Raw genomic sequence first — 11,982 nt, 5'->3', positions numbered from 1 at the left:
GTCGCCTTCGAAGACCCGGCGACCCGGCTGAGCGCGGGGCCGCCGCCGGGCGGTGCGATGATCGTCGGCGTGACGAACCCGACGACTGACGCGATCCGGTCGGCCTGGGCCGCGCTGGGCGGGGACCCGGCCGCCGTCGCGGCGGTGCGGCCGGCCGGTCCCGCCGGGGTGCTGCCGGCCCGGCTGCCGGTCACCGACCTGGCCGTGGCCTGCGTCGCCGCCGCCGGGCTGGCCGCCCTGGAGCTGGCCCGGGCCCGCGGGGCCGGAACGGACGGCCCGCTGGCCGTGGACCGCCGCGCCGTGGCGGTCTCCTTCACCAGCGACCGGCACCTGCGGGTGGACGGGCGGGCGTTCAGCGGCTTCGCCCCGCTGTCCCGGTTCTGGCCGGCCGCCGACGGCTGGGTGCGTACCCACGCCAACTACCCGCACCACCGGCGGCGGCTGCTGGCCGCGCTCGACCTCGACCCGGCGCGCGCCGACGACGACGCCCTGGTGGCGACGGTGGGCGAGCGGATCGGCGCCCACCCGGCGGCCGAGGTCGAGCAGCGGGTGACCGCGGCGGGCGGGCTCGCCGTCGCCGCCCGCACGCCGGCCGGGTGGGACGCGCATCCGCAGGCGGCGGCCGTCGCGGCGGAACCCCTGGTCCGGTTACGCGCCGACGCACCGGCGGCGGCCCGTACGGCGTCACCCGCGCCGGCCGGACTGCCCGCCGCCGGGGTACGCGTGCTCGACCTGACCCGGGTGATCGCCGGTCCGGTGGCCACCCGGTTCCTGGCCCTGCTCGGCGCCGACGTGCTGCGCGTCGACTCTCCCGGGCTGCCGGAGCTGGAGCCGCAGCACCTGGACACCGACGCCGGCAAGCGGTCCACCCTGCTCGACCTGGGCCGGGACGCCGACCGGGCCCGGTTCGCGGCGCTGCTCGCCGACGCCGACGTGGTGGTCACCGGCTACCGGCCGGGAGCGCTGGACCGGTGGGGTCTCTCGCCCGAGGCGCTGCGCCGGCACCGCCCCGACCTCGTGGTGGCGCGGCTGTCGGCCTGGGGCGACACCGGCCCGTGGGCCGGGCGGCGCGGCTTCGACAGCCTGGTGCAGGCCGCCACCGGCATCGCCGAGATCGAGCGGCGGCCGGACGGCACGCCGGGGGTGCTGCCCGCCCAGGCGCTCGACCACGGCACCGGCTACCTGCTCGCCGCGGCGGTGCTCCGGGCGCTGGCGCTGCGCGCCGGCGACGGGGGCGCCTGGACCGCCGAGCTCTCGCTGGCGCGTACCGCCCGGTGGCTGCGGCACGACCTGCCGGCCGGGCCGGTGCCGGCCGCCGCCCCGCCGGACCCGGAACCCTGGTGCGCCGAGCGGGACGCTCCCGCGGGCCGCCTCCGGTACGCGCTGCCGCCGGTCACGGTGCCCGGCGGTCGGCGTACCTGGGCGAGCCCGCCGACCCGCTGGGGCGGCGACCCGCCGGCCTGGCTGGATCGCTGAGCACGCGGCGGAGCAGGAACCGATGGGGCAGGAACCGCCGGAGCTGCTGGTGCCCGACGCGGACGCCGCCGGTCAGGGCGCGAGCACGAGCCTGCGCAGCTCGGCGTCGAGGGTCGCCGCGTCCACGCCCCCCGGCCAGCCGCGCAGCAGCGCACCGCCCTTGGCCACGACCACCACGGCCGGGGGTTCCCGGACCGCGTACGACCGCCAGATCGCGCCGTCGGCGTCCAGCGCGACGGGGTACGCGACCCGGTGCTCCCGCAGGTACCGCTGGACGTCCGCGGGCTTGTCCTCGGTGGCCACCCCGACGAAGACGATCTCGTTCCGGTGGCGGCGGGCCAGCTCGCTCAGAGCCGCCTGACGGTCGGCGCAGAGCGTGCACCACGAGGTGAAGAAGACCAGCACGACCGGGCGGTCGGCCCACAGCTCGGCGAGGACCACCCGGCTGCCGTCGGTGAGCGCGCCGGCCGTCACCGGCGACCGGCTCCGGCCGGGCCGGCGCGTCGCCGCCGCCGGAGCAGCCGGCCGCGGCCAGCGCCGCCGCGAGCACCAGCCCGGCGGCGGTCAGGCGGGCGGCGTACCCCCGGGTCACGACGGCACCACCGCGACCAGCGCCGGTCCCTCGCTGTCGTTCGGGGTGAGGTCGACCGGCGGGTGCCCGTCGACGACCAGCCGGTAGGCGTCCCGCGCGGCCAGGTCGACCGGCACGGCGAACTCGCAGTACGTCGGCACGCGCGGCACCTCCAGGTCCTCGGCGAAGGTCGCCACCGACCGGCCCGGTGAGAGCGCGCCCTCGGCGAGCGTCCGGCCGGCGGTGTCGACCACCTGGAACGGCGCCCGGTTGTGGAAGTGGGTGTAGGGGCCGGTCCCGGCGCACTCGACGCCCGCCGGCCGGATGTTGATGTCCCGGACGAGCACCCGCACGGTCATCGCCGACCGGGCCTCCTCGGCGTCACCGCACGCGGTGAGCGCACCGGTGAGCAACGGCGGCAGCACCAGCGCTGCCAGCAGGCGGCGCATCTGTCCTCCAGTTCGTCGGGCCGGCCCGGGGGCGGCGCGGCACGCGGTCCGCACCGCCCCGGGGGAGGGTCAGCCGAGCAGCGCGCGGGGCCGTTCGACCCGGCACTGGCTGGTCACGGTCCTGCTCGGGTCGCTCTCCGAGGTGGCGGTGAGCGTCACCAGGGTGGTCGCGGTCGCGCCGGAGCCGGCCCCGACCGAGACGGCGACCGGGGTGCTGGCCCCGAACTCGGCCGTGGCCAGCTCGTTCGGCAGCTCCACCCGCCAGCCCTGGCCACCGACGGTCGCCGAGAGCCGGTAGACGTCCGACGTCAGGTACGCGCCGGCGTCCTCCGGGTGCGGCTGCCCGCCGGCCACGTGGGTCCCCGTGTTGGTCAGGTCGAACGTGCAGGTCGCGCCCCTGCCGGTGGGCTCGCCCCGGGTCACCAGGTGGCCCTTGGAGAGTGCCACCCCGTGCTCGCTGGGCCCGGCGCCGTCCAGCGACCGGACGGCCACCGTGTAGGACAGCACCCCGTCGCCGTCCCGGCGCAGGTTGAGCACGTAGAAGTGCAGCCGGTTGGCCTCGTCCACGTACTCGTACTCGCTGCCGGAGTTGGCGCCGGCGTGGAACAGCGCGTCGGACAGCTGCCGGTAGTCGCCCATGGTGATCTTCTGCGGGGTGCCGTTCGGCTGGTAGAAGTCGACCATGTCGATGTCCTGCGGGTTGGCGTCGACCACCCACACGAACGGCGCGCTGTCGGCGTTCTTGGTCTTGCTGATCAGCACGCCGCTGTCCGGGGTGAACGAGTCCGCGCCCATCCGGTCGACGACCTCGACGGTGTAGTTGTTGTACCTGCCACCGTCGCACAGGGGGTCGGTGGTGACGACGCACTTCGGCGAGCGGTCCTCGTTCATCGCGATGTTGAGGCCGGTCAGCCCGCCGGGGCCGGCGTCCACGGCGCGGGCGGTCACGTCGGCGACCACCATTCCGGAGGTGGCCAGCCCCTCCCGGGACAGCCGCAGCACGTGCTCCTCACCGAGCAGCCCGATCTTCAGCTTGTCCCGTACCGTGTGCAGCGATCCCATCGAGCCGCCGTTGACCGGCGGGATCTGCCAGCGGGTGTGCGGCCCGCCGGGCCCGTTGAACGACCCGCGCGACATCATGCTCCAGATGCCGGTGTACGCGCGCTGCAACGGCGTGCCGTACGGGTTGTTGTAGTTGTCGGCGATGCTGAGCAGGTGGCTCAGCTCGTGGGCGTACACGCCCATGCCGGAGCTCTCCGCCTGGGTGGACGAGCCGCCGCCGGCGTTCGGCCAGATGCTGGCGGCCGCCTTCCACGAGGTCCACTCGACGTACCGGGTGCTCGCGTGGTTGGGCAGGGCGGGATCCGGCGGGCCCCACGCGTCCGGCACGTCCTCCTTGGTCTGGAACATCATCTGGCCGAACTCCTGCCAGGTCGAGGACTCGTCCTGGCCGGCCGAGAGGATGAAGACCAGCTCGAAGCTGTCGGCCACCGCGTCGCCGACCGCCGCCCGCCAGGCGCCAAGCCCGTCGGTGCGGATGTTCCGGTTGCAGGTCTCCCCGGCGGGGCAGGCGCCGGGGTTGAAGCGGTTGTCGATGCCGTACTGGTAGGACTTCGAGGGCATCTCGTAGGGGCCGAAGCCGGTCAGGTCCACCCCGTACCGGCCGTTGGAGTCCTGCATCCAGTACTCGTGCAGGGTGTGGCCCCGGTTGAGGTCGCCCGGCTTGTTGAGGAAGTCGGTGTAGAACCCCGCGACCTGGGTCCGGGGCACGTTCGCGGCGGTCGCCTGCGGGTTGCCGAAGACCGTGGAGCCGGCCGGCTGGGTGATGACGAACGGCTGGTCCACATAGTCCAGCGTGACCAGCGCGATCTTGAAGTTGCGGACCGAGCCGCGCACGGCCGGGTCGGCCCAGTTCCGGTTCGGCACCTGCCGGTAGTCGTCCCAGGTCATCGTGTCGGGGTTCTGCCAGCGCTGGGGGTCGAGCGGCTGGAACGGGGCGGGCGCGTCCGGCGGGGCGCCCGGCGCGGCGGAGGCCGGCCCGGCGGCGCCGGTCGCGACCAGGACGGTCGTGACGGCGGCGGCCAGCACCGAGCGCCACACCGCACGCCTGGTGGGCAGAAGGTGCATCGAGTCACCTCTCAGGTCAGGGGCTGGAGTGGGCGGGGCGATCAGGGGCGCTCACCGTCCGCATTGATCACGCCCGATCCCGACCCTAGGAGCCGGCCGGCGCGGCGGTCACCGTGCAGATGTCGGCAGGTGGACCGGCGACTTCCGACACGTGCAGGACGTCACGCCGCGGGCACCGGCCCGGCGTCGGACCGCTCGGCCCGCTCGGCCCGCCGCAGGTCCCGGCACAGCCGCTCCTCCAGCTCCGGTGGCAGCGCGCCGCGGGGTGGCCGGCACGGGCCGCCGTACCGGCCGGCCAGCCCCATGGCCAGCTTCACGGCCTGCACCCCCTCGGTGCGGGCGCCCCAGCCGAGCAGCGGGTGCAACCGGGCGTAGAGCGGCAGCGCGGCGGTCAGGTCACGGTCGGCGCAGAGCCGGTGCAGGCGCAGGCAGAGCCCGGGCAGGGCGTTGGGGCAGCGCGCGAGCCACCCGGTCGCGCCGCACACGGTCAGCTCCAGCAGCACGTCGTCGGCGCCGGCCAGCACGTCGAGGTGGGGGCAGAGGTCGCGGACCCGGTGCAGCCGGCGGACGTCGTCCTCGCGTACCGCCACCACACCGTCGGTCTCGGCGATCCGGGCGAGCAGGTCCGGCGTGAGGTCCACCGTGGCCTCGGCCGGGTCGCGGCACACCACCACCGGCAGCCCGACGGCGGCCACCTCCCGGTAGTGGGCGACCACCTCGGCGGGGCCGCCCGGGTAGCCGACCGGTGGCGGGGCGAGCACCGCCTGCGCTCCGGCGTCCCGCGCCCGCTCGGCCCAGTGGCGCGCCTGCCGGCTGCCGTACCCCCCGACGGCAGGCAGCACCGCGCACCCCGGCGGCGCCGCCTCCACGGCGGCGCGGACCACGTCGGCGCGCTCCCCCTCGGACAGCGCGGGGTACTCCCCGAGCGGGCCGCACGGGGTCACGCCCCGGCAGCCGGCGTCGCCCAGCCACCGCACGTGCTCCTGGAGCCGGTCGTAGTCGACGGAGAGATCACTCCGGAACGGCGTGGGGAGGGCGACCACGACGCCCCGCCAGGGTCTGGTTGCGGCCACGACGGTTTCCCTTCTCGGCGGACCGGCCCCGCACACGTTAGGGGTGTCCCGGGCCGCGGTCTTCCGACAGATGCCGGAACCGCGCCGCGCCGGCCGGGTACGGCTGTCGCGGGGTATTGCGCGCCCGCCAACATCATCGGAAGGTAGGCCCAGGGTCCTACCAGCACACGTCCGGCCCGCGCCGTGCGGGGACCCCGCCGGGACCCGGGCCGGTCCGGGGGAAGCGCATGCGCATGGAGCTGCAACGCATCGTCGACCGGGTCGCCGCGCGGGTGAAGCGTCCGGCGCTCATCGAGGACCGGCGCCAGCGCGTCGTCGTCTACAGCGAACACACCGGGGTGATCGACGGCGTGCGCCGCAGCTCGATCCTGCGCCGGCACACCACGCCGGAGGTGATCGCCTGGGCCCGGGAGATCGGCATCATGGAGGCCCGGCAGCCGGTCCGGACCCCGGCCTGCCCCGACCTGGACCTGCTCCCCCGGGTCTGCGTGCCGATCCGGCACCAGGACCTGCTGCTGGGCTTCGTCTGGTTCATCGACGCGGTCGACGGGATGACCGACGAGGACATCTCGGTGGTGACCGAGGCGATGCCGGACCTGTCGCTGGCCCTCTACCGGGAGAACCTGCTCGGCGAGCTGACCTCGCAGCGGGAGGCGGAGGCCACCCGGACGCTCCTGGTGGAGTCCCCGGAGGCCCGGCGGGAGGCCGTGCGGTCGCTGCTGACCGAGGGCGTGGTGGCCCGGGACGGCCAGGTCACCGCGCTGGTCGCCCAGCTCGCGGTGGCCCGGGACGACGTGCTGGACGACGCGGCCCGGATCGCCCTGGAGCACGCGCTGGTCGCCACCCGGCAGTGGGTCGGGTCCCGGGAGACCCTGCACCTGGTCCGGCACGACCACGGGGTGCTGCTGCTCTGCGGCGGGCGGGCCACCGGCCGGGTGGCGGCCGAGGACGCCGCCGCCCACCTCGACCAGGCCCTCCGCGCGGCCACCCGGGGGCTGGCGTCGGTGAGCCGGACGGTGCTCGGCGTCGGCGACGGCCGGCCCCGGCTGTACGACAGCCTCCTGTCCTACCAGGAGGCGTTCCAGGCGGCCCGGGTGGGCGTGCAACTGCCCGCTCTGGGCCCGGTCGTGCCCTGGGCCGACCTGGGCATCTACCGGCTGCTGTCCGGGGTGGACGCCCGTCACCTGGACGTCGCGCGGGTGCACCCCGGGCTGGGCCGGCTGCTCGGCGACGAGGCGCACCAGGTGCTGCTGGAGACCCTGGAGGTCTACCTGGACCTGGCCGGCAACGCGCACGCCACCGCCGAACGGCTGCGACTGCACCGGACGACGCTGTACTACCGGCTGCAGCGGGTGGAGCTGCTCGCCGGGACCGACCTCAAGGACGGCAACGAGCGGCTCTGCCTGCACCTGGCGCTGAAGCTGGGCCGGCTCACCGGCCGGTACCAGCCGGAACGGTGACCGGGGCGGGGCGCCGTCGCCCCGCCCCGGACTCTCCTACAGGCCGGCGGCCTCCGCCGCCGTCCGGCCGCCGACCACCGGCAGGGTGATCCGGCTGCGATCGAAGTGGACGGTGATGTGCGCCCGGGTCTGCTTGGCCCGGCTGCTGTAGCCGGAGTAGGAGCCGAGCAGGACCACGCCGATCTGGTGGCCGGCGTCGAAGACGTAGTCCTCGGGGAGCAGGTTCAGGTCGACCGCGGTCTTCTGCCCGGGCACCAGCGGCGTCGACACCGACGGCGAGTCCAGGTTGAGGCCGTCGATGATCCCCTTGGTGACCAGCTCCTGCGGGTTGGCCGCGACGGTCTTCTCGGTCTTCCGGTAGCAGGCGTTCTCGAGGAAGCCGCCCCAGGTCGCCGACGCGCCCCAGCAGTCCTCGTCGGTCAGCGTCCGGATGCCGTCACCGCTGGTGCTGAACCGCGGGCGGGTGCCGTAGTCGACGAGGATCCCGGCGAAGCTGGTGTCCGCACCGTCGACCGTGGCGTTGATCCTCACCACCGGGGTGCCCGAGACGTGCAGCGGCGCCGTCAGCGGCGCGGAGAGGAACACCAGCCGGTTCTCGGTGTTCGCCGCCGGGTCCGACGGGTGGCGGATGGCGTTGGTGGCGCTCATCGTGGGGGTGTCCTGGAAGGTCGCCGACCCGTTGCCCGGGCCGGAGCGGACGGCGAGCCCGCCGACGTTCCCGGCCTCGGGCGCCCGGAGGAACACCTGGGTCGGCCGGGCGTCCGGCAGCGGCCAGGTGCGCGCGGTCTCCCAGACGTCCGGCGCCCGCTCGATGTCGACGGCCGGCTCCCCCATGATCCCGTTGTCGACGCCCTGGAGCCAGTGGTCGAACCAGCGGTGCAGCGTGTCCACCCAGGCGCCCCGCCGGAAGTCGAACGGGTCGACGTGGCCGGTGCCGGTCAGCCAGAGCTTGCGCGGCACGCCCTGCTCGCCCAGCGCGGCCCACCACTTGCTGAAGTGGTCCGGGCGGACGTTGTCGTCGTTGATGCCGTGCACCACGAAGACGCTGGCCCGCACCCGGTCGGCGTGCGGCACGTAGTCCCGCTCCGCCCAGAAGTCGTTGTAGTCCCCGGTGGCGTCGTCGCCGCCCTGCCCGAGGGCGGCCCGCACCGGGGCGCAGTACGCGCGGCGGGCCGGGTTGGTGACTGTGTTCGAGAGGCTGCCCGAGTAGTTGTTCGCCCGGGTGACCAGGCCGTTGCTCCGGGAGTAGTCGTACCAGCTGGAGATGGCCGAGATCGGCACGATGGTGGTCAGCCCCGCCACCCCGTCGGCCGCGGCGGCGTTGGCCAGGGTGCCGTCGTACGACTTGCCGATCATGCCGGTGCGGCCGTTGTGCCAGTCCGCCACGACCTCCCGGCCGGCGGCGTCGACGCCCGGCCGGCGCCCGTTGAGCCAGTCGATCGCCGTCGGCGCGCTGATGTTGTCGGCCCGGCCGCCGGTGACCGGGCAGCCGGTCGAGTTGTTGGTGCCGATCATGTCGAGCAGGACCACCGCGTAGCCGCGCGGGACGAAGTAGTTGTCGTAGAACAGCGGCCAGGTGTCGTTCAACCCGTCGCCGTCGACGTCGGCCTTGCACTCGCCCTCGTTGCCCCGGCAGACCGTCGAGTAGTACGGGCTGGCGTCCATCACCACCGGCACCTTGAGCCCGCTCTCGCTGGCCCGGGGCCGGATGATGTCCATGGCCACGACGTCGCGGGCGCCGTCGCCGTCGGTGTCCACGTCCGAGGTGACGAAGATCCGTTCCCGGACGGCGTCGGCGTAGTCGAACACCGGCTGGGTGACCCCGCCCTCGATCACCAGCCGGGCCTGCTCGTCCGCGCCCGGCTGGGCCAGGGCGCCGGTCGCCGGCAGGCCGGTGACGGCGACCGCCAGGGCCACCACCGCGGCCCGCCAGGCATGTCTTCCGCTTCGCATCCGCATGCTCCTCCTCCCCGCAGCGGCCGCCGGTCGGCGGCGTACCGGAGGCACGCCGCCGCGACGGTCGCCCCGAACCTACGGATCGACGGACGTGCCGGTCATCGGACACCTGTGGAAGATGGCCGCGCCCGGCTCCTACGCCTGTCGCAGGCCGACCGACACCCGGCGGTCCGGAACGGACAGTCGTTGACAGGGCACGGTGGGTGGGCACAGGATTTGGCCAATCCGCTGGCCAGTCGCCCGCTACCGACCCGCTCCGAGGTGATCTCGCGGCACCGGGCCGCCCGCCGCCGCACCGGCACGGCCCGTCGACCCGTCCGCCCTCATCCGTTGGTCGCACCGGACCTCCGGGGCACCCCGACCTCGATTCCGCCGACCGTCGAAGCCCGCAGTTCCCACCCACGAACGAAGAGGGGCAACGATGCGCCTACCCAACCCCGGTACCCGCCGCTGGCGGGCACCCGTCGTCGCGATCGCGGCCGTCTCGGCCCTCATCCTGGTCAGCCCGGCCGCCGCGGTCACCCCGCCGGCCGACGGGAGCACCGAACTGAGCCGGCTGCCCGACGAGGCGGCGAGCGTGGTCGAGGTCCTGCTCGCCGACTCCGCCGAGCTGGACCGGCTCGTCGCCACCGGCGTCGACCTCGACCATGACGTCTCCCGCACCGAGGAGGGCATCGTCGCCCACGCGGTGGTCACCCCGAGCGAGGCGGCGGCCCTGCGCGCCCGGGGCTACCGGCTCGGCGACGTCGTCTTCCGGGCCGCGGACTCGGCAGACCGGGTCGAGGAACGCGCGGCGACGATCGCCGCCCACGTCGCGGAGAACCAGGCGTTCACCGCGACCCTGGCCGCCCCGGACGCCGCGGACGTGCGGATCATCCGCGCCGACTACTACACCTCCGGCACCAGCCAGATCCTCTCCGTCGAGGCGAAGTGGGCCCAGGGCCAGACCTCGACCAGCACGCTCACCGTGCAGCGGGACAGCGGCCCCGGCACCGAGATCGGCTCGGGCGGCAGCCAGACCATCTCCCGCTTCGTGGACGCCGGCGTCTACCTCTACCACCGGGGCGCGGCGGCGGTGACCGCCCGGCCGGACCGGATCCGGATCACCAGTCCCACCGGCGGGGTGGCGGTCGCCCAGGTCAAGGAGTGGCTGCCGATCCCGGCCGACGACCCGGAGGGCCCGGGCTACCAGAAGGACTTCGTCACCAGCTACCTGACACCGACCGAGCTGTACGCCCGGATCCACCAGCTCGCCGCCGAGTTCCCCGACCTGGCCGAGATCGTCAAGCTGCCGTACAAGACGAACGGCTACCGCCGCAAGGCGCAGACGGTGCTCGGCACCGCCAACGCCGGGCGGGTCGCGGTCGACTCGCTCGCCTGGGGGCACCAGGGCGGCAACGACATCTCCGTCGAGCTGCTCGACCCGGGCGCCGCGAACCAGCCGCTGGCGGTGACCGTGACGGGCCGCGATATCCGGGTGCACCTGGCGACGGACGCCGCCGGCGCGCTGACCAGCACCGCCGCCCAGGTCGTCGCGGCGCTCAACGCCCGCGCCGGCACGCTGGTCCGGGCGTACACCTACCGCGGCAACGCGGGCGCGGGCGTGGTGGCGCCGGCCGCGCGGACCATGCTCACCGACGGCCTGCGGGCGCCCGCGACGGTCTCCCGCGACCCCCACCCGGTGTACGCGATCCGGATCGGCAAGCACCGCGACGGCTCCCGGCCGGGTGTCCTCGCCTACGCCCAGGAGCACGCCCGCGAGTGGGTGCCGCCGCTGGTCGCCGTGGAGAGCGCCGAGCGGCTGCTGCGCAACTACGGCCACGACGGCCGGACCAAGCAACTGCTCAACAACCTGGACATCTGGATCGCCCCGTCGGTCAACCCGGACGGCGGCCACTACTCGTTCTACGACTTCGCCTCGCAGCGCCGGAACATGACCAACCACTGCCCGCTGACCGGCGCGGCCGACGCCCTGGCCCGCAACTCGTGGGGCGTGGACAACAACCGCAACTACACCGAGTACAGCCTGTTCGACGGCTACTCCGGCGCGTCGAGCAGTTGCACCGGCGACACCCACGCCGGGCCGAGCGAGCTGTCCGAGCCGGAGAACCGGAACCTGGACTGGCTGGCCCAGCACGAGAACATCAGGTTCTCGATGAACCTGCACTCCTCCGGCAACTACTTCATGTGGTCGCCGGGGGCGTACGCCGTGCCGGGCCGGGTCTCGGCGCCGCGGCCGACGCTCGCCGAGGAGTCGTTCTTCTGGGGCGCCTCGTCGCGGATCCTCACCGCCATCAAGCGGCACCGCAACATGGCCGTGACGCCGGCCCGCACCGGCCCGATCTCCGACGTGCTCTACTCGGCGGCCGGCAACTCCGGTGACATGCTCTGGTACAAGTACGGCATCTACGCCTGGAACTTCGAGGTCGGCACGTCGTTCCAGCCGGCCTGGGACGAGGCGCACCAGGAGACGATGGAGTTCGCCAACGGCCTGGTCGAGCTGATGCGGGTGGCCCGGGACTTCGACACCGACCACCAGCGGCCGACGAGCGGCCTGTCGGTGACCCCGAGCGACACGCCGGGCATGGTGGACGTGACGTTCACGGTGACCGAGCCGGCGGCGGTCTTCTACACCCTCGACGGTGCGGTCCCGACCTACTCGTCCACGCTCTACGCCTCCGCCGGCATCCGGGAGGGCGGGGAGACGCTGACGGTGCCCGCCGGGACCACGGTCCACTGGTTCTCGGTGGACGCGGCCGGCAACGTGGAGAACAACTACCAACCCGACGGCACGGGCCGGAACTTCCGCAAGGGCATTGTCGGGGGCTGACCCGCGAGCGCCGGGCACGGAAGGGATTCCGTGCCCGGCG

General features: G+C 74.6%; 8 protein-coding genes. 3 read left to right on the top strand and 5 right to left on the bottom strand.

What is annotated here, in order from left to right; genetic code table 11:
- The coding region (locus tag ACW0Q9_RS11340; protein ID WP_456180337.1) for a CoA transferase at nt 1-1,476 on the top strand (1,476 nt) is incomplete at its 5' end.
- A gap of 72 nt (nt 1,477-1,548) precedes the next feature.
- Here ACW0Q9_RS11340 and ACW0Q9_RS11335 read toward each other — a convergent pair.
- The 4 genes from ACW0Q9_RS11335 to ACW0Q9_RS11320 form a co-directional block, all read right to left on the bottom strand.
- Nucleotides 1,549-1,950, bottom strand: a complete 402-nt coding sequence (locus ACW0Q9_RS11335) for a TlpA family protein disulfide reductase (protein ID WP_456180335.1) — start codon at nt 1,948-1,950, stop codon at nt 1,549-1,551.
- A 114-nt stretch (nt 1,951-2,064) separates the two neighbouring features.
- Nucleotides 2,065-2,496: a hypothetical protein gene (locus ACW0Q9_RS11330; protein ID WP_456180333.1), complete on the bottom strand. Its 432-nt coding sequence runs from the start codon at nt 2,494-2,496 to the stop codon at nt 2,065-2,067.
- Nucleotides 2,497-2,565: 69 nt separating this feature from the next.
- Entirely contained in the window at nt 2,566-4,623 is a 2,058-nt protein-coding gene (locus ACW0Q9_RS11325; RefSeq protein WP_456180331.1) for a M6 family metalloprotease domain-containing protein, read from the bottom strand.
- 161 nt (nt 4,624-4,784) lie between these two features.
- A complete protein-coding gene (locus tag ACW0Q9_RS11320) occupies nt 4,785-5,696 on the bottom strand; it encodes a dihydrodipicolinate synthase family protein (RefSeq protein ID WP_456180329.1) in 912 nt (303 codons plus the stop codon).
- A 233-nt stretch (nt 5,697-5,929) separates the two neighbouring features.
- Here ACW0Q9_RS11320 and ACW0Q9_RS11315 point away from each other — a divergent pair, with 233 nt between their 5' ends.
- Nucleotides 5,930-7,156 carry a PucR family transcriptional regulator gene (locus ACW0Q9_RS11315; protein WP_456180327.1) on the top strand — a complete coding sequence of 409 codons (1,227 nt, stop codon included), beginning with the start codon at nt 5,930-5,932 and terminating at the stop codon, nt 7,154-7,156.
- Between the two features lie 36 nt (nt 7,157-7,192).
- On the opposite strand, the gene ACW0Q9_RS11310 is transcribed toward ACW0Q9_RS11315, so the two are convergent.
- Nucleotides 7,193-9,115, bottom strand: a complete 1,923-nt coding sequence (locus tag ACW0Q9_RS11310) for a Xaa-Pro dipeptidyl-peptidase (protein WP_456180325.1) — start codon at nt 9,113-9,115, stop codon at nt 7,193-7,195.
- 418 nt (nt 9,116-9,533) lie between these two features.
- Here ACW0Q9_RS11310 and ACW0Q9_RS11305 point away from each other — a divergent pair, with 418 nt between their 5' ends.
- Nucleotides 9,534-11,942 carry a M14 family zinc carboxypeptidase gene (locus tag ACW0Q9_RS11305; protein WP_456180323.1) on the top strand — a complete coding sequence of 803 codons (2,409 nt, stop codon included), beginning with the start codon at nt 9,534-9,536 and terminating at the stop codon, nt 11,940-11,942.
- Nucleotides 11,943-11,982 lie beyond the last annotated feature (40 nt).

It is taken from the genome of Micromonospora sp. I033, assembly GCF_053890995.1.
The sequence above is the reverse complement of the archived record's forward strand: the minus strand, read 5'-3'. Positions and strand labels throughout refer to the sequence as shown.

Excerpts from the sequence above, each read along its gene's own strand:
- ACW0Q9_RS11330 (WP_456180333.1), bottom strand. The coding sequence starts at position 2,496 with ATGCGCCGCCTGCTGGCAGCGCTGGTGCTGCCGCCGTTGCTCACCGGT.
- ACW0Q9_RS11305 (WP_456180323.1), top strand. The coding sequence starts at position 9,534 with ATGCGCCTACCCAACCCCGGTACCCGCCGCTGGCGGGCACCCGTCGTC.
- ACW0Q9_RS11325 (WP_456180331.1), bottom strand. The coding sequence starts at position 4,623 with ATGCACCTTCTGCCCACCAGGCGTGCGGTGTGGCGCTCGGTGCTGGCC.
- ACW0Q9_RS11310 (WP_456180325.1), bottom strand. The coding sequence starts at position 9,115 with ATGCGGATGCGAAGCGGAAGACATGCCTGGCGGGCCGCGGTGGTGGCC.
- ACW0Q9_RS11315 (WP_456180327.1), top strand. The coding sequence starts at position 5,930 with ATGGAGCTGCAACGCATCGTCGACCGGGTCGCCGCGCGGGTGAAGCGT.